Annotated in this window: 23 protein-coding genes; 6 read left to right on the forward strand and 17 right to left on the reverse strand. The window is 51.0% G+C overall.

Going from position 1 to position 22,863, the window contains the following annotated elements:
- Positions 1–21 precede the first annotated feature (21 nt).
- Positions 22–1,137 (forward strand): catalase family protein, encoded by a 1,116-nt coding sequence (locus ACO0LH_RS08690; RefSeq protein ID WP_422940679.1) that lies wholly within the window; start codon positions 22–24, stop codon positions 1,135–1,137.
- Positions 1,138–1,332: 195 nt separating this feature from the next.
- On the opposite strand, the gene ACO0LH_RS08695 is transcribed toward ACO0LH_RS08690, so the two are convergent.
- On the reverse strand, positions 1,333–1,716 hold the full coding sequence (locus ACO0LH_RS08695) for a nuclear transport factor 2 family protein (RefSeq protein WP_422940680.1): 384 nt from the start codon (positions 1,714–1,716) through the stop codon (positions 1,333–1,335).
- 98 nt (positions 1,717–1,814) lie between these two features.
- Between ACO0LH_RS08695 and ACO0LH_RS08700 the strand changes: the two genes are divergently transcribed.
- On the forward strand, positions 1,815–2,123 hold the full coding sequence (locus ACO0LH_RS08700; RefSeq protein WP_422940681.1) for a hypothetical protein: 309 nt from the start codon (positions 1,815–1,817) through the stop codon (positions 2,121–2,123).
- A 155-nt stretch (positions 2,124–2,278) separates the two neighbouring features.
- Here the strand turns inward: ACO0LH_RS08700 and dxs are convergent, their stop codons facing one another.
- The 3 genes from dxs to ACO0LH_RS08715 all read right to left on the reverse strand — a co-directional run bounded on the left by dxs (position 2,279) and on the right by ACO0LH_RS08715 (position 5,404).
- Positions 2,279–4,123: a 1-deoxy-D-xylulose-5-phosphate synthase gene (gene dxs / locus ACO0LH_RS08705; protein WP_422940682.1), complete on the reverse strand. Its 1,845-nt coding sequence runs from the start codon at positions 4,121–4,123 to the stop codon at positions 2,279–2,281.
- Between the two features lie 91 nt (positions 4,124–4,214).
- A complete protein-coding gene (locus ACO0LH_RS08710) occupies positions 4,215–5,135 on the reverse strand; it encodes a polyprenyl synthetase family protein (protein WP_422940683.1) in 921 nt (306 codons plus the stop codon).
- On the reverse strand, positions 5,132–5,404 hold the full coding sequence (locus tag ACO0LH_RS08715; RefSeq protein ID WP_422940684.1) for an exodeoxyribonuclease VII small subunit: 273 nt from the start codon (positions 5,402–5,404) through the stop codon (positions 5,132–5,134). The genes ACO0LH_RS08710 and ACO0LH_RS08715 overlap by 4 nt, the downstream gene beginning before the upstream one ends.
- 557 nt (positions 5,405–5,961) lie before the next feature.
- Here ACO0LH_RS08715 and ACO0LH_RS08720 point away from each other — a divergent pair.
- Both ACO0LH_RS08720 and ACO0LH_RS08725 read left to right on the forward strand, forming a co-directional pair.
- Positions 5,962–8,346, forward strand: a complete 2,385-nt coding sequence (locus ACO0LH_RS08720; RefSeq protein ID WP_422940685.1) for a DUF1631 family protein — start codon at positions 5,962–5,964, stop codon at positions 8,344–8,346.
- A 167-nt stretch (positions 8,347–8,513) separates the two neighbouring features.
- Positions 8,514–8,930: a hypothetical protein gene (locus ACO0LH_RS08725; protein ID WP_422940686.1), complete on the forward strand. Its 417-nt coding sequence runs from the start codon at positions 8,514–8,516 to the stop codon at positions 8,928–8,930.
- Between the two features lie 58 nt (positions 8,931–8,988).
- Here ACO0LH_RS08725 and ACO0LH_RS08730 read toward each other — a convergent pair whose 3' ends face one another.
- The 12 genes from ACO0LH_RS08730 to ACO0LH_RS08785 all read right to left on the reverse strand — a co-directional run bounded on the left by ACO0LH_RS08730 (position 8,989) and on the right by ACO0LH_RS08785 (position 19,809).
- Positions 8,989–10,068 carry a hypothetical protein gene (locus ACO0LH_RS08730; RefSeq protein ID WP_422940687.1) on the reverse strand — a complete coding sequence of 360 codons (1,080 nt, stop codon included), beginning with the start codon at positions 10,066–10,068 and terminating at the stop codon, positions 8,989–8,991.
- Between the two features lie 189 nt (positions 10,069–10,257).
- Positions 10,258–10,638 carry a hypothetical protein gene (locus ACO0LH_RS08735; protein WP_422940688.1) on the reverse strand — a complete coding sequence of 127 codons (381 nt, stop codon included), beginning with the start codon at positions 10,636–10,638 and terminating at the stop codon, positions 10,258–10,260.
- Between the two features lie 98 nt (positions 10,639–10,736).
- Positions 10,737–11,693: a lipase secretion chaperone gene (locus ACO0LH_RS08740; RefSeq protein ID WP_422940689.1), complete on the reverse strand. Its 957-nt coding sequence runs from the start codon at positions 11,691–11,693 to the stop codon at positions 10,737–10,739.
- Between the two features lie 124 nt (positions 11,694–11,817).
- Complete coding sequence (locus ACO0LH_RS08745; RefSeq protein ID WP_422941163.1) at positions 11,818–12,750, reverse strand: lipase family alpha/beta hydrolase; 933 nt, start codon at positions 12,748–12,750, stop codon at positions 11,818–11,820.
- 318 nt (positions 12,751–13,068) lie between these two features.
- A complete protein-coding gene (locus tag ACO0LH_RS08750) occupies positions 13,069–13,281 on the reverse strand; it encodes a hypothetical protein (protein ID WP_422940690.1) in 213 nt (70 codons plus the stop codon).
- A 224-nt stretch (positions 13,282–13,505) separates the two neighbouring features.
- On the reverse strand, positions 13,506–15,170 hold the full coding sequence (locus ACO0LH_RS08755; protein WP_422940691.1) for a DUF3426 domain-containing protein: 1,665 nt from the start codon (positions 15,168–15,170) through the stop codon (positions 13,506–13,508).
- Positions 15,171–15,177: 7 nt separating this feature from the next.
- The gene (gene prmA / locus ACO0LH_RS08760; RefSeq protein ID WP_422940692.1) at positions 15,178–16,089 is read right to left on the reverse strand and encodes a 50S ribosomal protein L11 methyltransferase; all 912 of its coding nucleotides are present in this window, start codon (positions 16,087–16,089) and stop codon (positions 15,178–15,180) included.
- Between the two features lie 282 nt (positions 16,090–16,371).
- Entirely contained in the window at positions 16,372–17,739 is a 1,368-nt protein-coding gene (gene accC / locus ACO0LH_RS08765) for an acetyl-CoA carboxylase biotin carboxylase subunit (protein WP_422940693.1), read from the reverse strand.
- 110 nt (positions 17,740–17,849) lie between these two features.
- Positions 17,850–18,302, reverse strand: a complete 453-nt coding sequence (gene accB / locus ACO0LH_RS08770) for an acetyl-CoA carboxylase biotin carboxyl carrier protein (protein WP_422940694.1) — start codon at positions 18,300–18,302, stop codon at positions 17,850–17,852.
- Positions 18,303–18,445: 143 nt separating this feature from the next.
- The gene (gene aroQ / locus ACO0LH_RS08775) at positions 18,446–18,883 is read right to left on the reverse strand and encodes a type II 3-dehydroquinate dehydratase (protein WP_422940695.1); all 438 of its coding nucleotides are present in this window, start codon (positions 18,881–18,883) and stop codon (positions 18,446–18,448) included.
- Positions 18,884–18,962: 79 nt separating this feature from the next.
- Positions 18,963–19,547 carry a TlpA disulfide reductase family protein gene (locus tag ACO0LH_RS08780; RefSeq protein ID WP_422940696.1) on the reverse strand — a complete coding sequence of 195 codons (585 nt, stop codon included), beginning with the start codon at positions 19,545–19,547 and terminating at the stop codon, positions 18,963–18,965.
- 31 nt (positions 19,548–19,578) lie between these two features.
- A complete protein-coding gene (locus ACO0LH_RS08785; RefSeq protein ID WP_422940697.1) occupies positions 19,579–19,809 on the reverse strand; it encodes a hypothetical protein in 231 nt (76 codons plus the stop codon).
- Positions 19,810–19,855: 46 nt separating this feature from the next.
- Between ACO0LH_RS08785 and ACO0LH_RS08790 the strand changes: the two genes are divergently transcribed.
- A complete protein-coding gene (locus ACO0LH_RS08790; RefSeq protein ID WP_422940698.1) occupies positions 19,856–21,097 on the forward strand; it encodes a YjgN family protein in 1,242 nt (413 codons plus the stop codon).
- Positions 21,098–21,116: 19 nt separating this feature from the next.
- Positions 21,117–22,163 (forward strand): M48 family metallopeptidase, encoded by a 1,047-nt coding sequence (locus ACO0LH_RS08795; RefSeq protein ID WP_422940699.1) that lies wholly within the window; start codon positions 21,117–21,119, stop codon positions 22,161–22,163.
- Positions 22,164–22,235: 72 nt separating this feature from the next.
- On the opposite strand, the gene ACO0LH_RS08800 is transcribed toward ACO0LH_RS08795, so the two are convergent.
- Positions 22,236–22,847: a hypothetical protein gene (locus ACO0LH_RS08800; RefSeq protein ID WP_422940700.1), complete on the reverse strand. Its 612-nt coding sequence runs from the start codon at positions 22,845–22,847 to the stop codon at positions 22,236–22,238.
- Between the last annotated feature and the right edge of the window lie 16 nt (positions 22,848–22,863).

A 22,863-nucleotide genomic window follows, 5' to 3' on the forward strand; every position in this document is an offset into this window, starting at 1 on the left:
CATCCTCTTTAAGGAATTGTCATGAGCCCAACCAGCAATGCCGGCATATTGCCATTAATTTACGAGCCTGCCTTTGAAGTGCCTGAAGAAGATGAGGCAGAAATTCAGGCAGAATTATTGCAGTCGCTAAAGCATATATCTGAAGTCACGCTCAAGGATTCGGGCCACGCCACGCGTAGCGTGCATGCAAAAAGCCACGGCCTTTTACGCGGTGAATTGCGCGTGCTGGATAATTTGCCGCCCATATTGTCGTATGGTTTGTTTGCCAAGCCAGCTACCTATCCCCTTGTCATGCGTTTGTCCACCATACCTGGCGATATGCTTGATGACAGCGTATCAACACCGCGGGGCATGGCGGTTAAGGTTGTCGGTGTCGAGGGCGAACGTCTGGATGGCAGCGCAGGTGATGTCACGCAAGACTTCGTCCTCGTCAACGGCGGCCCGGCATTTTCCAATGCGGGTGCGAAGGATTTTCTGAAGGGTTTGAAATTGCTAGCCCCAACCACGAACAAGGCGCCTGGTTTGAAAAAAGCCCTGTCTGCCGTATTGCGCGGCACAGAAAAAGTGATTGAAGCCTTCGGTGGTGAAAGTGCAACCGTAATCAGTCTGGGTGGCCACCCTGAGACCCATATCCTGGGTGAGACTTTCTTCAGCAAGACGCCAATCTTGTTTGGCCCTTACATGGCAAAAATCTGCATCGTGCCGGTTTCGCCTAATTTGACAGAACTCGCAGGTGCAAGCCTCAACGTCAACGGCAAACCCAATGGTCTGCGTGAAGCCGTCATCGATTTTTTCAAAACCAATGTCGCCGAATGGGAAGTGCGCGTGCAACTTTGTACTGACCTGACACGCATGCCCATCGAAGACGCTTCGGTCCCCTGGCCTGAAGACCTCAGTCCTTATCTGCCAGTTGCACGTATCGTGGCACAACCGCAAATCGCATGGAGTGAGGGGCGGGCAAAGGTAGTTGACGATAATATGTCGTTCAGCCCCTGGCATGGCATTACTGCCCATCGTCCGATAGGGTCTATCATGCGTGTGCGCAAGGCGGCGTATGAAATGTCATCCAAATTTCGCGCAGCACACAATGGCTTGGTGATGGTGGAGCCACAGAACCTTGATCAGTTTCCAGAGTGAATAATTGGTGCTGTCATAGTGGTAACCCATGTGCGTAATTGCATTGTCACTTGCGCACATGGCAGCGTGCAGAATAGGGATCTTCAAATTCATGTGTGCTGTGGTTGGGCATGAAGGTAATGTAACTCATTACTTCCTGCGTCGGGTGTAGCACGCCCGCTGAATACATGGCGAAATCGAGCAGGCTTAGTCGATTTAGCTGATATCGTTTATTTTTGAAATCAGGCCATCGCGAAATTCAAATTCTGAACGGCCTTCCATGTCCAGCACCTGTCCTTTTTTCAGGCCATTGGGCAGATCATTGGCCACCATGGCGCGAAACTTGATGCTTGCTGCCGCGCTGCTTTCGGTGCTGTCGAAAGCGACGAGGTCCTGATGTCTTTCGCTGAATAGTGAAACCGATTGTTCTGCCAGCGCCTTCAATTCAGCAACACCAGCGGTGTGCGCATTGACGACACCGTTTGAGATATTGTTGAACTCGACATCAGCATGCACAGCCAGCAGCATCGCTGCAATATCCTTGCGGTTGTAAGCGTCTATGTAGCGGTCTATCAAAGCGCGAATCTCAGTGGCATTCATCTACATCCTCCATTCAAGTGGCCATATCAGTGATAAAGGTCAGGGGGGTTTTTTCAGTGAAGCAAATACGCAAACGTCAAGCAAATGAAGCTGCGTATATGAAGATCAAATCTGGCATGGTAGCCATCGTAGCTATAACCAGCGTGTATTTTGTCAGCACTGCCCAAGCCAGCGATGCGACTGACAGTGCAACACTAACTGAAATTGCGCATTTTGAAAACCCGGGCTGGCGCTTGTTGGCAGACCACGTACAAAGCTTGAAATATAAAGCTCTATCAAGCTTTATATTTCGATTCCTTTACATGCGCTTGAGCATGATGCGATTGCAAGCGCGTTGCCATTTCTTAGGTTGCTGCTGTCAAGGTGATACGCAGCGATTGTGTGGTCAAGCTATGGCAACGGTATAGTTAGGTGGACAAAAAGGGTGGACAAAATACATGGGCAGGAAATGCGAATACGATTTTATAAATCGCATCTTTTATCTCGCAAGCATCAGGCGGTGCAATGGCATTGCACCTTCAATCTCCGCTTTCTCTGCGCTGCTGTAGTGAGACTTTCGTCTTCAGGCATCAAACCGGGCACGAATCGATTTTTCTATTCCCACTGCATCCAGCCCGCATAGCGCTAATAGGACGGCAGGGTCGCCGTGATCGACGAATTTGTCGGGCAAACCCAGGATCAACAGGGGTTTGCAGATGCCTGCGGCGGCCAGTGCTTCGGCCACGGCAGAACCTGCACCGCCCATGGTGCAGCCTTCTTCTACGGTTACCAGTACATCATGGCTGGCGGCCAGAGATGCAACGAGGTCTGCATCCAGCGGCTTGATGAAGCGCATATTGGCTAGCGTGGCATCGAGTTTTTCTGCGGCTTGCAGGGCTGGGGGTACCAGGGAACCAAAAGCCAGTATGGCAATGCGCTTGCCCTGGCGTTTGACTTCGCCTTTGCCCAGCGGGATGGTGGTCAGTTCTTTTTCCATCGCAGCACCTATGCCTGCGCCGCGCGGGTAGCGCACGGCGGCGGGGCCAGGGTAACGATAGGCTGTGCTTAACATCTGGCGGCATTCGTTTTCATCCGAGGCGGCCATGACGACCATATTGGGGATGCAGCGCAGATAAGCGAGGTCGTAGTTACCAGCATGGGTGGCGCCGTCAGCACCGACCAGGCCAGCGCGGTCCAGCGCAAAAGTGACATCCAGGTTTTGCAGGGCAACGTCGTGTATCAGTTGATCGTAAGCACGTTGCAAAAAGGTGGAATAGATGGCGACGACAGGCTTCAGGCCTTCGCAAGCCAGGCCACCGGCAAAGGTGACTGAATGCTGTTCAGCGATGCCGACATCGTAATAGCGTTTGGGAAATTGTTTTTCAAACTCCACCATGCCTGAACCTTCGCGCATGGCAGGGGTAATGCCGACCAGTTTGTCATCAGCAGCTGCCATGTCGCACAACCATTGGCCAAACACTTGTGTATAGCTTTGTTTGGCCGGCACCACAGCTGGCTTGATGCCTTCAGCGGGGTTGAATTTGCCTGGGCCGTGGTACAAGACCGGGTCAGCTTCAGCCAGTTTGTAACCCTGGCCCTTTTTGGTGACCACGTGCAAAAATTGCGGGCCTTTGAGGTTCTTGATATTTTGCAGTGTCGGTATCAGCGAATCGAGATCATGGCCATCGATAGGGCCGATGTAATTGAAACCGAATTCTTCAAACATGGTGGCCGGTACGATCATGCCTTTCGCATGCTCTTCAAATCGCTTGGCCAGTTCCAGTACGGGCGATGGCAAGACTGATTTACCAACATTGCGTGCGGCTGCATAAAACTTGCCCGACATCAGGCGAGCGAGATAACGGTTCAACGCGCCGACGGGTGGCGAGATCGACATATCGTTATCATTAAGCACGACCAGCAGGTTGATGTCTTCATTCACGCCTGCATTGTTCATGGCTTCAAAAGCCATACCTGCCGTCATTGAGCCATCACCAATGATTGCAACGGCATGCCGGTCTTCACCTTTGGTGCGGGCGGCAACAGCCATGCCCAGCGCGGCAGAGATAGACGTGGAGGAATGCGCCGTACCAAAGGTATCGTACTCACTTTCCACACGACGCGGGAAGCCGGATATGCCATTTAACTGGCGCAGGCTATGCATCTGGTCGCGGCGGCCTGTCAAAATTTTATGCGGATAGGTCTGGTGGCCAACATCCCATACCAGCCTGTCTTCAGGCGTATTGAAGACGTAGTGCAGGGCGATGGTCAATTCCACCGTGCCCAGGTTGGACGACAGATGGCCGCCGGTCTTGGAAACAGAATCGAGCACATACTGACGCAGCTCGTCTGCCAGCGGTTTCAACTGGCTACGCGTCATGCTGCGCAGGTCAGCGGGGGAATTGATGGTGTTTAGTAGTGTCGTCATTATTCTTTTTCAGTACTTGGCTAAGCTGCCCTGACTTCAGACCCAGGTGGCTATCGCATTCTTGTATTGCGCTTTTATCTCTATATTTCGTTCAAGCCTGGCGCTCAACGATCAGATCCGCCAGCTCGTGCAAACGTTGTGCCTTGTCGCCAAAACCTTGCAAGGCGGCATGCGCATCATGGCACAATTGTCGTGCCAGTTGTCTGGATGCGTCCAGACCCATGAGGCTGACAAAGGTCGGCTTGTTGTCTGCCGCATCTTTGCCCGCAGTCTTGCCCAGCGTTGCTGAATCGGCAGTCGCATCAAGCACATCATCCACCACCTGAAAAGCCAGGCCTATGGCAGCGGCGTATTGATCCAGTGCCGCGCTTTCGTCCGTGTTCAGAGTTTTGCCGCTCATGGCGCCCAATAATACCGCAGCGCGCAGCAAGGCACCGGTTTTCAGCCTGTGCATCTGCTCCAGCTGTTCACGGTTTAATGCCACGCCTACACTATCGAGGTCAATGGCCTGGCCACCACACATGCCGACAGAACCAGCAGCGCGTGCCAGCAATTGCAGCATCATCAGCCGGGTTGCAGCCTGACCGGCAGCACTGACATCGCCTTCCGACAAGATCAGAAAGGCTTGCGCCTGCAAGGCGTCACCTACCAATAAAGCAGTGGCTTCATCATATTTGACGTGTACTGTGGGTTTGCCACGGCGCAGGGCGTCGTCATCCATGCAGGGCATGTCATCATGCACCAGTGAATAGGCATGGATCATTTCTATGGCCGCGGCGGCGCGGCTTAATAAATCTGCGGGGGCGTCAAATAACTGGCCTGCTGCATATACTAATAAGGGCCGCACACGCTTGCCACCATCCAGTGCTGCGTAGCGCATGGCGTCATGCAGTTTGCCAGGCACGGTGGTGGTGGCAGGCAAGAAATGAGACAAGTCATTTTCGCAAAGCGCTTGGCATTGCTTCATCCATGACTTGAAATCCATGTTATCTGCGTTGATTGCGTTGTTCATACTGCACCGTCGCCATTATCTGAGGCAAAGGGTTTCAGCATGCCTGCTTCCAGTACCTTGACTTGCTGTTCCACCTTATCTAACTGGGCAGCGCAATATTTGATCAGTTCTGAACCACGTTGGTAGGCGCTTACTGATGCTTCCAGTGGTAGTTCTCCTGCTTCCATGCTGGCCACCAGAGCAGTCAGTTCGGCCATGGCAGCTTCGAATGACAGCCCGGCCTTTACAGGCACTGCCGAATCATTTTCAGATACTTGTTTTTTTGTCATAAAGTTTTGTTTGGGAAACGCCGTTACAGTATTAATCGCCAAGCTCTACACGAAAGCCGACAGCCAAATGTAACGAAAATGCGTTCAAATGTAACTGAGGTAGCGTGAAATTGGTTCAACCTGTTATTTTAGAGCAAACCGCGCAAAAGAATCAGTTTAATGCCATTGGATGCCATCCTGATAAGCCAAAATTAGGAGGTATTTTCAAATGGGAAAGTTTTTTATAAGCAAGCTTGATTTATACTTCAGATTGTCACGTAAAAAAGCCTCACAATTGCGTTTCAAACATTTCCACGTGGAAATTAAAGGTATATAGTTGTAGTACCTGGTTTGATTAATTCCTGAGCAGTTGGGTGATGAAGATTTAATCACCAAACTGGTGCATAAATTGCCTGGGAATAATAGATTTTTCGCAATCAATTGAAGTTGCTGTGCTGAATATACGCCGCGCTTCAGTTTGCAAAACATGCTGGGAAACCTGCCTTTGGCAGCCAATTCCCGGCTTTTCTTGTTTTTACATACAGTATTAGCAAAATAACCTTGATTTTATTGCAGCCATGTCGACTCCTGCCAACCAAACCAAACCCGGTGCTACTGCCTTGCAGTCGCGCGACGAGGTATTGCGCGGCCTGATTCCCCTGGCGAGTCATCTGGTTGTTTCCCAGCTTGATGCCTTTTCTGCCCGACTGTCGAATGCTTTCCTGGCTCTGTCAGAGCAAAGCATGGATGCCCGCGAAGCCAATCTCAGCTTTAATGCCGGCCAGCTGCTGAAAAAAAATTCATACGCTTTCTATTACATTGCCTCTGCTGGTTTTGAAACCGCTTTCCGAAAGGAAATCGACGCCTTGTTACAAGGCGTCAAGGTGCTGGCTTCACCAGTTGATATTGCACTAAGCCTGGTGACGTATGAAGAAATGGACAAAAAGCTGGCCTTAAGCCGCGCCAGCCGTACGCTCGAACTAGACAACGCTGAGCAATATGCTGCACTCAACATGCGCTTTGCCCATTTGATGGATCATGAAGCCCTCAGCATTGCGCAAAATCCTTTCCGTCCCGAAATGATTCTGCATACTGTGTATGCAGCATGGTGTGAATTCGACCCGGAAGTTTGCACGCACGAACTGGTTTTACCTTTGCTGCGTGCTGAAATCCTGTTTGATCTGGAGCCATTCTTAAATACCCTGAATGAAGCACTGATCGTCAAAGGCATTCTGCCTGATTTGCACGAATCCTTCCGTATACGCCGTAACCGCAATTCCACTGAACGACGCAAAGACCCGGTTGCTGCCGCTGGCGAGGTTTCGCAGAAATTAAGAAACTTCCTGTCTAACGGCAACCAGATGGGGCAGGGCGGTAACGGCCAAGGTGGCGCACACGCTGGCGGCGGTGGTCATTTTGGTGGTGGCAGTTATAGCGTCGGTCATTTCGACGCGGCCAATGATGTCAGCGGTCAGTACAGCCAGGGCGGTGGTTTTGCTCAGGGTGGTGAAGGCGGCAATGCTCAGGGCCAAGGCCAGTTTGGTGGCAGTGGCCACGGCGGTATGAATGCCGGCATGTCTGGTGGTGCCATGCCTACGGCAGGCGGCTTTAGCCAGGGCGGTGAACATCAGGAAGTGGCACGTACCCAGCTCTTCCAGAAACTGGCTGACCTGCAAAAGAGCGTCAAACTGCAACAACTGGTGGCAGGTGCGCAAGATGTGCTGCGCCTGTCGCAAATGCGTGAACAAATGCCAGAGTTGGCAGGCACAGGTGTAGAGAAAAATACCCTGGACCTGATGTCACAAGTGTTTGACAGTGTTTTCCGCAACCAGGCCATTCCTGCACCGATCAAGGAACTGATTTCTGTTTTGCAGATACCAGTGCTCAAAGCGGCACTGATGGACAAGGAATTCTTCTTCCAGGAAAACCATCCAGCCCGTCGCCTGATCGAACTATTGTCACGCTACAGCCTGGCATGGGATCAGAAAAAGGGTCAGCAAGATCCCCTGTTCCAGACCATGCAGCGCAATGTACATCGCGTGCAGCAAGAGTTCGACCAGGAAATTGCCCTCTTCGAAGAAGTGGTCAATGATCTTGAGTCCTTCATTCAGAAAGAAGAAAAAGAAGCTGCTGAAGCACTGCAAGTGCCCATCAACACGGCGCTGAAAAAAGAAAAAGTCAAACAGGCCAATATCGCGGCCACCCATGAGGTCGCTTTACGCGTAGGTACCGGCGAAGTGGTCGCCTTTGTGGAATCCTTCCTCGAAAATCGCTGGACCAAGGTGTTGACCCTGGCCTACAGCGTCAAGGAAGAAAAACCTTATGCTGTTGAAGACGCCATCAAAACCATGGACGATCTGATCTGGAGCGTCAAGCCCAAGATCACCCTGCAACAACGACAAGAACTGTTGAACCGCCTGCCCGCAATTCTGGCACGCCTGAATAAATGGTTGAGCCTGATTAAATGGGAAGACGCCGACCGCGTACAGTTCTTTGCAGAACTGGCAGAATGCCATGCGTCCATCGTGCGCGCCCCGCTTGATCTGTCGCCAGAACGCCAGCTTGAAATTGCTGTCGAAGTCGCCCAACAAGCTGCCGAACGCCGCCTGGCAAAACGCGCTGAAGCAGAAAGCAAGACCGAAGAGGAAGCACCACCGCCAGCTGACGAACACGTCGATACCGTCACGCAACTTGAACGCGGTGTCTGGCTGGAATTTACCAAAAAAGCTGGTGGTGTCAACAAAGTCAAACTGGCCTGGGTCAGCCCCATGCGTAGTTTGTACATCTTCACTACCGGCCAAAAAGACAAGACTTTCTCGGTCCCCGCTGAAGAGCTCGAACAAATCTTCCGCGAAAAACGCGCCAAAATCCTGGTGCTGGACAAAGTCGTCGACCGTGCCCTGATGGAAGCGCTGGAAGACCAGCCGCAAGAAGAGCCAGAAGAAGAAATCAGTCTGGCTTGATCAAGGCGCGTTAGCGTTCAACTCCCGCTATTTCAAAAGACGCAAAGCGGTGCAATGCATTGCACCCTACGCACTTGCACAAATCTGGAATAATGAATACGCTATTCTTACTCTTTTTTTGTCGTCTCTGTCTTCAAAATGCCTTTGCGATATCAATGAAAATTTAGATGAAATCTTTTATTGGCAGTCTATTTCTCGCGTCATTTTTCGCCATCAATATGGCGGCTGCATCTGAATCGATCACTCCTGAAAAAATCGATCTGCGCGTACCCGTTTTAAAACCAAGTGAAGTCATTGCCGTAGCCCGGAATTATTTGACGAAAGAAAAGCATGTCAATATGTCCAAATACGAATTGGTGCACGTTTCTTTTGGCTACTATTCGCAGTGGGATAATAAGATGGATGTAGTTAATGGCACATGGTCGATTTCTTACGCGCCAGTTGGTCTGAGAGGGCCGGATTCTGAAATTAATTTGAGCATATCGAATGAAAAAATCCTAAGCTCAAGTATTTTTCGTATCTTGGTGCCAATTAATTTCATGTGCAATTTGGCCCGCAGGGCGCAATGCATTGCACCGTTTTGACTTTTATTGCGGCAAGCTATATTTATCTTGGCCGTATGCAACAAGGCAAAAGCACTGATTAGAATCCACGCGCGCAAAGCCCTTCGTAGACAAAATGACAGCCTCCACCTTCAATTTCTAGAGAGTAATAATTAAAATAGTCACGTTGGTCAGCTTCTTCTTTTTTATTAGCAATGACAGTTGCGTTAATGCCGTCACTAGTTTCGATAACATCTCCACGATTGATATGTTCAGCCGCAGTCCAACCTCGCCCTTTTACCAGAAACTCCTGTCCAGGTGTGATGAAAACGATATCTAGCCGCGCGTGTGGATATTTATATGAAAGTACGTATTCAGGCATACTTTCGTGCAAAACACGCCGCAGTACTTTCCGATAGCTTAATTCCCCTGTTATTTCATTGCGCGACAGAACTTCCGTACCGGGCCGAATAAATTCCAGCTCACTTAAATCTCCACCTTTTACAGGAATAAGAGTATCTGACAAAAAACCACCAATTTTTGTTTTAAGTTTTGTAGTCGACGGCAAAGTAAGGTCATCATTGCCTCTCTCGTTGAACGCAAGTACATTTACGTTATCGGAAATCCAAAAGCTCTCCTCCCGTATGAAATAAGTATGAAAACTTCCTATATCCAGGTTATAGACTCTTCTAAATAATCCCGTTTCTTTTATACCAAGAACAGTTTGCGTTGAACAACCAAAGGACTTCACTTTAAAAGAATTTGGTGCAAAACCAGTAAGATCGAAAGATGTGACCAAATCATTGGTTTTCAAATTTTTTAATGCAGTCCATCCCTTATCCACGACAAAGAGAGGCAAGCTGCCAACTGCTTCGATGGATCTAAGATCCCAATTATTGGAATTATCCGAAAAATGTCCTTTATAATAAAGCAAGTAAGTTGGAACATCTTCCAAACTTGATATGCTCACTACTTTTCGGTACTCTATTTTTCCAGTTTTTTCGCAACGAGACAATATCTCCTGACCTACCTCCATATATTGAATTTCCTGAGGATACTCATCTTTGATCAAAATAGGTGTACTTCCGACTATCCAAGAACGATCGAAATCACTCCTTTCTCTCTCTTGATTCGTAGAATTTTCCAAAGGAATTACTTGCTCTCGACTAGTAGTGCTCATTCAAGTTCTCGCTTTTAGTTTTTTAAAATTAATATGAACAATTAATCCTGCCGACTATATTTATACTCATCATATCCGCATGGGATAACGAGTTCTTTCGCCTTGGCGCACAAAACCAGCATTGATATTTGTTAATCTTGAACGGCGCAATGCCTGGCTCACTACTCGCCGTCTTGACTATGTCTTCCATCATTTTTTAGCCTGACCATTCTGATTCTCAAGCAGCGTCATGAGCTTCCCTGCAATCAGCCGGGGTTTGTCGTTACTATCATTGTAGTTTGCACAGCCCTCAGGCAATAGTTGCTCCGCACCTTTACCTGGCCTTGAAAAATACAGTTGATCCCCATCACAACGCAAACGCGCCCTGATGCGGCGGGTTGATTTCTTGCGCACTTCGGCGACCCAGCAGGCATCTGCGCAACCGCTGGAATGATAGGCCAGCAACTCGCCGCGTATTGGCCAATCGAGTGTGTATTCTCCGGTGCCGCCAGACGCCCAGGCGATAGCGCTGCATGTGAGCAGTGCTATCACGTTAGCTTTTACCAGATGGCGTACAGTGTTGGGTATCACGAAAATTAAAATAGATTCAGATCAAAAATCAGCTCGTAGAGTGCAATGCATTGCACGCTACAGTTCACTGGCATAAAGTCAGTGCTGACTGCGAAGCTTCACTCATACGCTGGCAACCTGCGTTGTTCATCGGCATTGAAATACTGATTGCGCACCAGTTGCAGGGCGGCCTGTTTTTCTATGTCGGTGTGCATGGCCATTTCTGTGCTCATGCGGTTTTTCTGATCCAGGTATTGTTGAATGCGACTTTTCCAGCTGGCTTCGTCTTTGTCGAGCTGGGCCAGGCGGGTTGCGGCTTCTGGTGAAGTGGCGGCGGCGCGCATGCGGTAGATGTCGTCGTCACTGGCACCCTGGGCGCGCAGGTTTTGTGCCTGCTCTTCCAGGCGTATAACCTGGTAAGGTGCGGCTTTTTCTTCTTTCAATGCCGCTGGCATGGCATCATCCAGGGCCTTGATCTGGGCCAGTTTTTGTTCTGGACTGAGGCTGGTGTTTTCACTGATTTCCAGTCTTGCCAGGGCATCGCTGTCATAGGCATCATCAAAGCCAAACAGCGCCTGGTTTTCCCTGTCGCTGAAATAGCGTGACCGCGCTTGTTGCATGGCTGCCCAGCGCTGGCGCACGGCGGCGCTCATGCCTGCTTTGTCTGCGCTGATGTTTTGCGCATTGCTTTCTATGGCAAACAGAGCCTGTTTGTATTGCAGGTAACGTCCCAGTAAGTCTTTAGCCTGGCTGGCTGCTTTGGCACCGAGTTTCAGGCCCAGCATTTTTTCAATTTCAGCCTGGATTTCAGGCAATTTTTTTTCACCTGTGGCGGCCAGGTAATAATCAAACATCAGGCGTAACTCTGCATTGATTTGCAAATCACCCGCATTGTCCTGACTGATTTGGCCATCGCTGGTCGTGCCTTCCATCGAGCGCACGAAATCGAAGCTGTGTTCGGCTGGGCGCAGCTTGATTCTTTCCGGCTGGCTATCAGGTTGCATCGCATAAAACGTCAGAAAAACCGCGACGAACAAGCTCGTCGCGCCAGCAAACGTCAGATTGGCTGTTTTCATAAACCCCCGCTCCCTTAGTTTTGTGCTTCACTGCTGGCAACCTGGCTGGATGCAGATAAATCATATAACAGATTAATCCAGCCAGGCTGCTTTGTTGTAAGCATGTCTGATTTTCAGATATGGCTTACAGGCCCTGGTTTTTCAGGCGATTGGCATGCTGGCGGTAAATCGTCACCGGATTGGTCTCGAAAATATTGATGAGGCCGATGGTCTGATTCACTTCATCAAGATGGTTCATCGCATAATCATCACGAATGACCTTGCCCAGATGGCTGGAACAACTGGCGACCAGGCCGTCATTTTTTTCGTCGCCAAAAGCCAGTGAAGTCAGTGCCAGTGCCGGGTCGATCACATCAAGAAAATTGGTGTAAGGCTTGGCACCACTCCATGAAAAATAAGCGACACCTCTGGCCTGATAAGCACCTTCACCACATGCGGTGGTAGGTACACCTTCCGGATATTTGGCATTGAATTTTGCCGCGCCTGCGGTGCTCAGTGAATTGGCCGCAGCCAGTGCATCTTGCGACAGATTGGGTTTGCCCGACAAAAAGCTGATGATGCTGGCCAGGCCATTACTGACCGACACCAGCACTGCATTTGACAACGAACCCGCAGGCGCCACACCCAGCAAGACATCCGCCACCTTGGAACCGCGATTCACGCCGCCCACAGAGGTCGCGGAGGCAACCAGATCAGGCCGGACTGACGCTACATAACGGATGGTAGGCCCGCCGTGGCTGTGCCCGATCAGGTTGACTTTAGTTGCACCGGTGACCGCCAGGATTTGCTTGACCTGGGTCAGCAACTGTTCACCCCGGACTTCGCTGCTGTTGGCAGCGGCCACCTGGGTGACATACACTTTGGCGCCGTCTGAGCGCAAAGCGGAAGGGATACCGTACCAGTAATCAACCGGGCCGATGTTATCGAAACCGAACAGGCCGTGCACCAGCACGATGGGATATTTTGTTTCCGTATAGCCTGAAGCCCAGGACGGTGCGGGTAGCGCCATCAGGGCAATTACAAAAAAGATTAACTGCTTCATCATGGTTTTTTTCATTTTGTCTCTTTCATTGTTATCGTTGAAATGAAAACCGGCGGGAGCCGCGTCAACCAGGCAAGCCAGCTTCTGTGAGCTGGTCTGCATGCCTTCACAAAATTGCCGCATCGTCGTGCCGCTGGTTTTGCCTGATCTGCCTGAATTGACCAGGCTCAGGCTAGGTTTGTGGCGCATGATTAGCAAGTTGCTATGCAACATAAAAAGGCAGCAAAACGCGGATGTGTTGGTAATTTGTGACGATGCAGGCGCGATATAAATGTGTTAAATCATTTATATGCACTCTGGAGATGGGTGTGAAAATACGGCAGAAGACGGGTTTTAGATGAAATTCACTAAAATGAGGTATTGCGTTTTTGTCAGGAAACTAATGTGCAGCCTGGCGATGAATGGTCTTGCACGTGAAATTGCTATGAGGTAAGGTAAAACATATTGAGTTTTTTGCAGATATTTTCCTGAATTCGCCACTCCAGCGCGGGCTGGAATTGGGTGGCTTTCCTTGATCGGCAACAAAAAATAATCTACTAAGCTCACTCCATTCGTGTGTCGCCACGTCGTTGTAGTTCAGGATAGGTGCATATAGAAATTTTTATCTTTGTCAGTCATCGACAAACGACTCCAGGCTTCAGCCTCCAGCCTGTGCTGGAGCGACGGTTTATGGCAATGAGTCAAATTGAGTGCGGGATTTTTGAGCCGTCGTGAACTTAAGCCAATCTTGCCTTTGCCCGAATGAACCAGACAGGCTTGCAACTGGCAGCTCAAGGATAAAACACACCCACATGATAGCCCGCTGCCTTGAGCTTGGGCAGTTCGAAATACAGTTTGATGTTTTGATCACTGTTGGGCGCGAAGCCTTTGGTGATCTTGTCTTTTTCAGCCAGATAATCTGCTGGCGTGAAAGCACGTTGCAGTACGGCCTTGTCTTTGGCGTCGTTCAGCACCAGTTCGACATTGGGCCAGGCTTGCACGATATCACTGTGGTTCTGGATTTGCATGACCAGCATGAAGACATTTCTGTCCGGTGCCAGGGTTTGTAGTTCGTTGGATTCGACCGTGATTTTTTCTATCTGGGCAGGCAGGTTGACCTGGCATTGCAAGAGTTTGCAGGCTTGCACCAGATAGGGTTTGCTGTCGGGCATCCAGGCGGCCAACTGGCTGCGGAAGATGTAGGCAGACTGGGCCAGCAACAGCGGCAGCAGCAATAGCAGCATCAGGCCGAGCATGATGTTGGCAATGCGGCGACGCTTCTGTTTTTTCTCGGCTTCGATGACAAAACCAGGGCGCTGAATAGTGTATTCACTGTCTTCTTCGTCGCTGACAACGTCGCTGCTGGAATCTTCGCTGACAGCAGCCTGGTTGGCCAGTGCAGCTTCTTCTGCGCCGATATAGGGCTCAGGTTTATGCAGGTCATCAGCCGCGTGTTCGCTGGCAGGTTCAGTGTTTTCTTTATGTCGCCAGACCTTGGTGGCGGTAATCGGGGCCAGGCTATCGGCTACCGGCTCGGTATTTTCCTTGCCTTCACTGACGGACCAGTCTGCTGTTGGCGGATCCATCAGGGCGGCGCGGGTTTCCAGTTCAACACGGGACAGGTCAGCTTCGTTGATTTCTGTCTCTTCTGCGGCGACGCCGAAGCTGCCATCACCCAGATCAAAGTCGAGAGCGGATGATGTGACCGGTGCGGCAGGCATGACAGGTTTGGCTGCTGGTATTTCAACTGCGCCTGGCGCTGCAACAGGTGGCGTGACCGGGTCTGGTGTTGCTGGAACGGGTGCCTTGGCGGGTGTTGCGGATAAGGCTGGAGTCGCCGGTGCAACGGGCGTAGCAGATGCCGCAGGCTTGGGCCTGTTGGCATTTTCTGCTTCAATTTCGTTTTCTGCCCTGGTGATGGCGGCCAGCACGTCGGCAGCAGGCAGGCTGGCAGCTTCGGTGCGTTTTGGTGTCGCAGTAGCTGCGGCAGGTGTTACTGTGGCTGGTGCAGGCATTGCTTCGGCAACAGGCTTGCTGGCCGGTTTGGTGGTGGCAGGTGTTTCCGGGGGCTTGGGTGTTGCTGGGATCTCCGGTTTGGCAACCGGTGTCGCAACGGGAGATTTTTCTGCTGCTACTGCTGGTGTAATTGCCGGTGCTGTCGTGGTAAATGAATCAACCGCAGCAGTCTTTTGTGGCGTAACGATAGTATTGTCGGCAGGGCTTGCCTGCGCTGCCGGGGTGGCAGCAAGGGGGGCAGAATTGGCAGGCGCTGTGGCCCTGGCGATAACTGCGGCAGGTGATATTGCCGCTTGCTGCCCATCTGCAATCAGGTGTTCAACACCATTAAAAGTTTGTTGACAGGCACCACAGCGCACGACACCCGCATGCAGCTTCAACTGGTCATTGGCTACCTTGAAGGCAGTGTGACAGTGGGGGCAGCGGGTGGCCAGTGCCATGGTCTGCTCAGGCGCTCAGTTTGCCTGACAGGGCAACCCAGCCTTCATGTTCAGCCCACACTGTGAGCTGGATGAAAGGCGCATAGGCTGCTGCCACTTCGTCGGCTTGCCTGGCGAGTACGCCTGACAAAATCAGTGCACCGCCGGGGGCGACGCGCCCAGCCAGCATCGGGGCCATCAGTTTTAGTGGGCTCGACAGAATATTGGCCACCACGACATCAAATTTTTCTGTTGCGGGGTGGGCTTTACCAAAGGTTTCTGGCAAGGCGTATTCGATCTGGCACTGATTACGTTCGGCATTGAAACCGGCTGATTCTATGGCTTGCGGGTCAATATCGACACCAATGACCCTGGCCGCACCCAGTTTGCTGGCGACCATCGCCAGGATACCGGAACCGCAACCATAGTCCAGCACCGATAAATCCTTAGGCGCATGTTCTTCCAGCCATTCCATGCATAGCTTGGTCGTCGGATGGCTGCCAGTGCCAAAGGCCAGGCCGGGGTCAAGTTCGAGGATCAGTGCATTGGCGTCAGGTGCGTCATGCCAGCTGGGCACGACCCAGATATTCTTGCCGATATGGATAGGGGCAAACTGGGATTGCGTCAGGCGCACCCAGTCTTGTTCTTCGACGTTACGGGTGGTGTAGGCTGGTACAGTTGTGAGCGCAATCGCGGCAGCAGCTTCTGCCACCAGGGCAGCGTGGTCGCAATTGATATCAGCCAGCGCAACGACGCGGCTGTGATCCCAGGCGGCTTCGTCAGGTTCCATGCCGGGTTCGCCGAACAAGGGTTTTTCAGCATCCGTGCCTTCATCGGCATCTTCGACGGAAACAGACAATGCGCCCGCATCCATCAAGGCATCTGACAAGGCTTCGGCATGTTCCCGCGCCACTTCGATCACTATTTCTATCCAGCCCATATTGCAACTTTCTTATACGACGTTATCACTTCAAAATATTTTAAAACCAAAAGACTCGCCAGACAGATACCAGGTCACAGATCAAGCACAGAACAATAGCAAAAATCTTACTACGCTGGCTCTGTAATTAAGCCAAAAGCACAGGGAAAAACGGGTGTTTTCTCTGTGCTTCTTTTTACATTTGCTTCACTCAGGTTGGGCTGATGAAACCTGGCCCCACCTACGAAATAATAACCAGTCTACAGATCAACTCCCTCGATTTCCTTTGAGAGATCTAAAGGCTTAATTGTTTTTCTTTGACAATTCCGGCATATCCGCCAGCTTGTGTTCCAGATAATGGATATTCGTACCACCTTCAATGAAGCGGGCATCGATCATCAGTTCGCGGTGCAGCGGGATATTGGTCTGTATGCCTTCAACCACCATCTCTGACAAGGCGATCTGCATGCGGCGTATGGCCTGTTCACGGGTTTCACCATAAGCAATAACCTTGCCTATCATCGAATCATAATTTGGCGGCACGAAATAACCAGCATAGGCATGCGAATCGACACGTATGCCAGGGCCACCTGGTGCATGCCATGAAGCGATGCGGCCTGGTGAAGGCGTGAACTTGAACGGGTCTTCCGCATTGATACGACATTCAATGGCGTGGCCCTTGAGCATGATATCGGTTTGCTTGTAACGCAGCTTTTCATTAAAGGCAATACGTATCTGTTCCTGCACGATGTCGACACCGGTAATCATTTCTGTCACGGGATGTTCAACCTGCACGCGGGTGTTCATTTCTATGAAATAGAATTCACCGTTTTCGTACAGGAATTCAAACGTGCCTGCACCACGATAATTGATCTTGCGGCAGGCAGCTGCACAGCGGTCGCCAATTTTCTCAATGACCTTGCGGGGGATGCCAGGTGCCGGTGCTTCTTCGATGACTTTTTGATGGCGGCGTTGCATGGAGCAATCACGCTCGCCGAGCCAGATGGCGCTGCCATGCTGGTCGGCCAGGATCTGGATTTCCACGTGACGCGGGTTTTCCAGAAACTTTTCCATATACACTTCGGGGTTGCCAAAGGCTGCACCCGCTTCGGTCTTGGTCATGGTGACTGCATTGAGCAGTGCCGCTTCGGTATGCACGACACGCATGCCGCGGCCACCGCCACCGCCAGCCGCCTTGATGATGACCGGATAACCGACCTTGCGGGCAATTTGCACGATGGCCTTGGGGTCGTCCGGCAAGGCACCCTCAGAACCAGGTACGCAAGGTACGCCAGCCTTGATCATGGCATGCTTGGCAGATACCTTGTCGCCCATCAGGCGGATGGATTCTGCACGCGGGCCGATGAAGACGAAACCGGATTGTTCTACGCGTTCGGCAAAGTCGGCATTTTCAGATAAAAAGCCATAGCCTGGGTGAATCGCCTGGGCATCCGTCACTTCAGCGGCGCTGATGATGGCTGGCATGCTCAGGTAACTCAAATTTGATGGAGCAGGGCCTATGCAAACAGATTCATCGGCGAGCTTCACATATTTTGCTTCGCGGTCGGCTTCAGAATGCACGACGACGGTTTTGATACCCATCTCGCGGCAGGCGCGCTGTATGCGTAGCGCAATTTCACCACGGTTGGCGATAAGAATTTTTTCAAACATGATTTAACTTTTCTGTGGCAATGGTTGCAATTGCGTAGCCGTAAAATCGCGCTGGTGCCTCGATACAGATCATCGGACCAGGGCAGCGACAGACGACACGCGCGCCTGGATTAGCCAATCACGAACAGGGGCTGACCGTATTCGACAGGCTGACCATTTTCAACCAGAATTTGTTTGATCGTGCCTGAAAAATCGCTTTCGATTTCATTCAGCAGTTTCATCGCTTCGATAATGCACAGAGTGTCGCCAGTATTGACGCTTTTGCCGATGTCAGCAAAAGGTGCAGCGCCTGGGGCAGAAGAGCGGTAGAAAGTACCAACCATAGGGGATTTGACGATGTGGCCGTCTGGCACGACAGGTGCAGCAGCAACCGGTGCGGCAGCGACTGGTGCAGCTGCAGCAGGCATCATCTGATGCTGCGGTTGCATCATGACAACTTGATTTTGTGGCATTGCGGAAGATTTGACGATGCGAACCTTGCCTTCGCCTTCTGTAACTTCCAGTTCAGCGATATCTGATTCTGCTACCAGGTCAATCAGGGTTTTAAGTTTTCTTAAATCCATGTGGAATCCCCTTGGAAAAGTGCTTCTGAATTATCGGAGGCGCGCAAAATTGAACAGTTTTTCGTTCTCATAATGCCGCCGAAGGATGGATTATATACGAAATAAGCTGCCATTATCGCCAAATTGCGCGAAGATGCAAGAATTTAAATATTTTTGAGAGAAAAGTCAATCGCCAGACGGTAACCTTCTATACCAAGGCCACAGATCACGCCCCTGGCAATGGCAGACAAATAAGAATGATGTCTGAAGGCTTCTCTTTGATGCACGTTCGAGATATGCACCTCGATAAACGGGATGGCAACTGCGGCCAAAGCGTCCCTTAAGGCGACGCTGGTATGTGTCAGTCCGCCCGGGTTGATGATGATAGCATCGACTTGCTCATTACGGGCAGCATGAATGCGATCAATTATTGCACCTTCATAATTGCTCTGGAAAAAAGTCAGCTCAGCCCCTGCTGCCTGTGCCTGTGCTACGCCAGCCAGTTCTATCTGCGTCAACGTGGCGGCACCATAGGTGGCAGGTTCACGCGTACCCAGCAGGTTCAGATTCGGGCCATTCAACAGCAGCAGTTTGCTTGCCATAGTCAGAATTCAATTTCACGAAGATGGCCGCATTTTGCTGCTAATGCATGCAGATTGGCAAGGAAAACCGTAGGCCCACTTATTTTTCGAGAGAAAATTTGGTGATGTCAGCGCGTAATTCTTCCATCTTCAGGCGGCCCAGATAATTTTTCAGCAGCTTACCATCTGCGCTTATCAATAGTGTAAAAGGCAATCCACCTTGCTGATTACCCAGTTGACGCGACAATTCGCTGCCTTCCATGCCGGCCACGAACAAGGGGTAACTGATCTGGTATTTTTTTGCAAAATCAGCAATATTGCCAGGGCTATCTATGCCCATACCCAATATCTGGACAGCCTTGCCCTTGAATTCGGTTTGCAGGGCCGACAGTTCAGGCATTTCCTGCACACAAGGGCCGCACCAGGTTGCCCAGAAATTAACTACCAGCAATTTACCCTGCCATTGCGACATCGCCTGTACTTTGCCGTCACTATCCTTTAACTGCTGCGCCATTAATTGTGCTACGGCCTTGCCTTCTGGGGTAGTGGCGGCAGATGCCGGTGCAGCAGGGGATGCATTAACTGCCGTGTTGACAGGCACGACCTGACGACTGGCGAAATAGACACCCAGACCGGCAGAGAGTAGTCCCAGCGCGACGGCCAGTACGATAAATTTCTTGTTCATACACGATTCTTTCACAAGCTTGTATTCAGGCTCAGGATAGTAGCGCAGCTTGCCGGTTTGTGCTGGTGAAAAATCCGGCATATTTGCTGACCTGGTGGCGGCTGAGTTGGTGCGCGGGGCTTGTTCTTAATTCGCAGGGGCGGTCGCGCGTGCAGATAGGTTTATTTTCTTCCTTCCTGCCATGGATATCCGTTACTGGATCATCGTCAATTTCACAAAAATTTACAAAAACAGCAAACCCTATGTTATTTTGCTGGGTCATAGTAATTGTGAATTGTTGATTTAATAATAGTTAAAGACATCCCGGCATGCAAACAAGCACAGACAAAGCTGATCTATGGCAGGTACCGCTGGTGATTGATGAATCGGCGACAGAAGCACCATTCGTCGTGGGTGATCTCTCCCTGATCAAGGATCTGGTTCAGATTGAGGCGCAGCCGCAGACCCGGCATGAAATCACTTTTACTGGCAATGGCCGTGAATATTTCAAGATATGGATAGTCAATCTCTGCCTGAGTCTGGCGACGCTGGGGATTTATTCAGCCTGGGCCAAGGTCAGGCGTTTGCAGTATTTTGACTGCAATACCCAGCTTGATGGTGCCGTATTTAATTTCCACGGCAACCCGAAAACCATCTTGCGTGGTCGTGTGCTGGCAGTGTTGCTGCTGTTTTGCTATCACTACCTGTTTACATTGTCGAAGGCGGTGGCGCTGGTGCTGTTTATCATCTTCCTGCTCGGCATTCCCTTCATGATGCGCAGCGCCATGCAATTTCGCCTGCGTAATACCAGCTACCGTGGCTTGCGTTTTGATTTTAATGGCACACTGATCGAGTCGTATCAAACCTATTTGCCGGTTGCCGTTGTCTTTCTCTTGCCAGGTCTGATGGGGGTACTGTATCCCCTGCAAAAAGTGTATATCGGTCTGGCTTTTCTGACTTACCTGGCCTGGCCATGGTTGCATGCCCGCATGCGCATTTATCAGCATGGTAACTTTTATTACGGCAAGCTGGAATCGCGTTGTTCATTGACCGGCAGTGCCTTTGGCTGGGCCTATTTTGCAGCAGCCCTGGCACTGGTCGGTTTTATCACTCTGGTGGTGATCGTGAGTATGGTTTCCATGTATTCCATCAAATTGTTTAACCCGAACACGTACAGGCATTACATGGATGATTATGCCTGGCTGATGGTCTTGGCTACGGTGGCCATGGTGGTGGTCGCTTATCTGATATTTTTAATCTGCAGCTGTTTTTTGCAAGCAAAAGTCTGGAATAAATCATGGAACGCGACGTCGTTTCACGGCGTACAAATTCATTCTTCCATCCCTTATTTTGCCTATCTACGCCTGCAAACAAAAAATCTGGTGCTGACCTTGCTAAGCCTGGGTTTGTACCGGCCATTTGCGGTTGTCAATGTCTATCAATTTCGTCTGGCGCATATCAGCTTGCAAGCTGATCAGCTTGATGTGGCACTGGCAAACAATGTTCCGCAGCGCGGCCAGGCAGTAGGCGATGGCTCGGCGGATCTGTTTGGTTTTGATTTATCCTGGTGAATGAAACTAAGGCGACGATATGATTTCCGCGAATTATTTTGATCATCAGCAGGGCCGGTTGCATATGATCTGGCTGGATTTGCAAGACACTTTTATTACCCTCAATGGTGAGGGCGTGAGCAAGCATTTTTCCAGACAGGAATTGCATGTTGATGAGGTCTTCATGCATGCTCCTTGCGTATTGAATTTTGCTGATGGCAGCCATTGTGAAGTACATGATGCAGCACACAAACAAAGCTTGCTGGCATGGTTGAACCATCAGCCTTCCTGGGTACAACGCTGGCAAAAAAAATGGCTGGCTGCCTTGCTGGCCATCATGGTCATGAGTGGTATGCTGTTTGCCGCTTACCAATGGGGTGTGCCGGTGCTGGCAGACATCGTGGCCGAAAGACTGCCCGTCAGTTATGAAAGGGTACTGGGCGCGGAATTGATGACCGCGATTGACAAGTCATTCATGGAACCCAGCAAGTTAAGTGATCAGAAAATCGCCCGGGCTGAACAATTGCTGCGTCGTCTGCGCCCCAAAGATGCGCGCGTACCCATCCATCTGGAAGTGCGCTACGCACCCAGAATAGGTGCCAATGCCTTCGCCTTGCCTGGTGGTACAGTAGTGGTCACCGATCAACTGATAGACATGATTGTTGGTTACGGTGGAAATGATCTGGAAGGCTATCTGGCCGATGAATTGTCTGGCGTACTGGCACACGAAATTGGCCATGTGCAAAAAAACCATGCCATGCGCCGCCTGAGCCGCGACGCCATGATAACGGTCATTGCCGGCACCCTGTTTGGTGATTTCAGCTCGGTCGTCGCACTGGCACCAACCGCGATACTGAACCGCGAATATTCACGTGAAATGGAAATCGAAGCCGATATCTATGCGATAGAACGACTGATACAACTAAATATATCGCCGTCCCACCTCGCAGATGCGCTGGAAACCATGCAGAACCAACGCGGCGCTGGCAGCAAGATACCCCCGTGGTTGCGGGCCAGCTTGAATTACAGCAGCACGCATCCACCAGCGGCAGAACGCATCGCCCGCATGCGGGCAGCGGCTTTGTAAGAATTTGGAAGTAGTAGGGGTTTGCAGGATTGCATAGCGCTGGCCAGGCAATCCCGCCAAGCCTCAGCGGGATCATTCCCCCGCCAGGCCCGCTTCATCTTCTGCCATCAATGCCCGCAAGGCATGGATATTGGCTCTTTCCGTACTTTTGCCGTGGCCGCTGCGGATGTCGTCCTGGTCGTGCAAGACCAGGTGTACACCCTCGTTCTTGTGCATGAAGCTCAGGGTCTCTATGCGATCATTGCGGTTATTGAAACTTTCCGACACTTCGAACTGCACATCCTTGTTCAGCAGGTAGATGGCAACGTCCTTGGTATTGTCGGCAAACAGGTGCAGGTAAATATCAGAATGGTTGCTCGCCGTGCCATTAAGCACAGCGCCGACGAGGTAGGGGTGGAAGCGGTCAAGTTCTTCCATCAGCTCAACTGCAAGTTGGCGTAATTGCAATAGACGCTGAGGCTGGGTATCGCCGAAAAACAATTCATTGTATTCGCGTACTTCCTGCTCGATCTGGGCATTGTCAGGCAAGACATCGCCCTTGATCTTCTGGTTGCCCAGCAATTGCTTGGCCGCCTTGCGCTTGGCAGAGGCATAATCAGCGCCGTCTTCGGCAATCATGCGGGCCGCCAGCGCTGCGATTTCTGCGCGCAGGCTTTCGGCTTCAGTGGGTGTATGGATCATCATACGGTCATCATAACTG

The organism is Undibacterium sp. TJN19, from assembly GCF_049339485.1.
Classification (GTDB): domain Bacteria; phylum Pseudomonadota; class Gammaproteobacteria; order Burkholderiales; family Burkholderiaceae_D; genus Undibacterium.

What these genes read in the sequence shown, in the direction of transcription:
- accC (WP_422940693.1), bottom strand. Translation starts at nt 17,739, where the DNA reads ATGTTTGAAAAAATTCTTATCGCCAACCGTGGTGAAATTGCGCTACGC.
- ACO0LH_RS08700 (WP_422940681.1), top strand. Translation starts at nt 1,815, where the DNA reads ATGAAGATCAAATCTGGCATGGTAGCCATCGTAGCTATAACCAGCGTG.
- ACO0LH_RS08695 (WP_422940680.1), bottom strand. Translation starts at nt 1,716, where the DNA reads ATGAATGCCACTGAGATTCGCGCTTTGATAGACCGCTACATAGACGCT.
- ACO0LH_RS08710 (WP_422940683.1), bottom strand. Translation starts at nt 5,135, where the DNA reads ATGAACAACGCAATCAACGCAGATAACATGGATTTCAAGTCATGGATG.
- ACO0LH_RS08725 (WP_422940686.1), top strand. Translation starts at nt 8,514, where the DNA reads ATGAAATCTTTTATTGGCAGTCTATTTCTCGCGTCATTTTTCGCCATC.
- ACO0LH_RS08795 (WP_422940699.1), top strand. Translation starts at nt 21,117, where the DNA reads ATGATTTCCGCGAATTATTTTGATCATCAGCAGGGCCGGTTGCATATG.
- ACO0LH_RS08730 (WP_422940687.1), bottom strand. Translation starts at nt 10,068, where the DNA reads ATGAGCACTACTAGTCGAGAGCAAGTAATTCCTTTGGAAAATTCTACG.
- ACO0LH_RS08745 (WP_422941163.1), bottom strand. Translation starts at nt 12,750, where the DNA reads ATGAAAAAAACCATGATGAAGCAGTTAATCTTTTTTGTAATTGCCCTG.
- ACO0LH_RS08800 (WP_422940700.1), bottom strand. Translation starts at nt 22,847, where the DNA reads ATGATGATCCATACACCCACTGAAGCCGAAAGCCTGCGCGCAGAAATC.
- accB (WP_422940694.1), bottom strand. Translation starts at nt 18,302, where the DNA reads ATGGATTTAAGAAAACTTAAAACCCTGATTGACCTGGTAGCAGAATCA.
- prmA (WP_422940692.1), bottom strand. Translation starts at nt 16,089, where the DNA reads ATGGGCTGGATAGAAATAGTGATCGAAGTGGCGCGGGAACATGCCGAA.
- ACO0LH_RS08720 (WP_422940685.1), top strand. Translation starts at nt 5,962, where the DNA reads ATGTCGACTCCTGCCAACCAAACCAAACCCGGTGCTACTGCCTTGCAG.
- ACO0LH_RS08740 (WP_422940689.1), bottom strand. Translation starts at nt 11,693, where the DNA reads ATGAAAACAGCCAATCTGACGTTTGCTGGCGCGACGAGCTTGTTCGTC.
- ACO0LH_RS08690 (WP_422940679.1), top strand. Translation starts at nt 22, where the DNA reads ATGAGCCCAACCAGCAATGCCGGCATATTGCCATTAATTTACGAGCCT.
- ACO0LH_RS08715 (WP_422940684.1), bottom strand. Translation starts at nt 5,404, where the DNA reads ATGACAAAAAAACAAGTATCTGAAAATGATTCGGCAGTGCCTGTAAAG.
- ACO0LH_RS08790 (WP_422940698.1), top strand. Translation starts at nt 19,856, where the DNA reads ATGCAAACAAGCACAGACAAAGCTGATCTATGGCAGGTACCGCTGGTG.
- aroQ (WP_422940695.1), bottom strand. Translation starts at nt 18,883, where the DNA reads ATGGCAAGCAAACTGCTGCTGTTGAATGGCCCGAATCTGAACCTGCTG.
- ACO0LH_RS08785 (WP_422940697.1), bottom strand. Translation starts at nt 19,809, where the DNA reads ATGACCCAGCAAAATAACATAGGGTTTGCTGTTTTTGTAAATTTTTGT.
- dxs (WP_422940682.1), bottom strand. Translation starts at nt 4,123, where the DNA reads ATGACGACACTACTAAACACCATCAATTCCCCCGCTGACCTGCGCAGC.
- ACO0LH_RS08755 (WP_422940691.1), bottom strand. Translation starts at nt 15,170, where the DNA reads ATGGCACTGGCCACCCGCTGCCCCCACTGTCACACTGCCTTCAAGGTA.
- ACO0LH_RS08780 (WP_422940696.1), bottom strand. Translation starts at nt 19,547, where the DNA reads ATGAACAAGAAATTTATCGTACTGGCCGTCGCGCTGGGACTACTCTCT.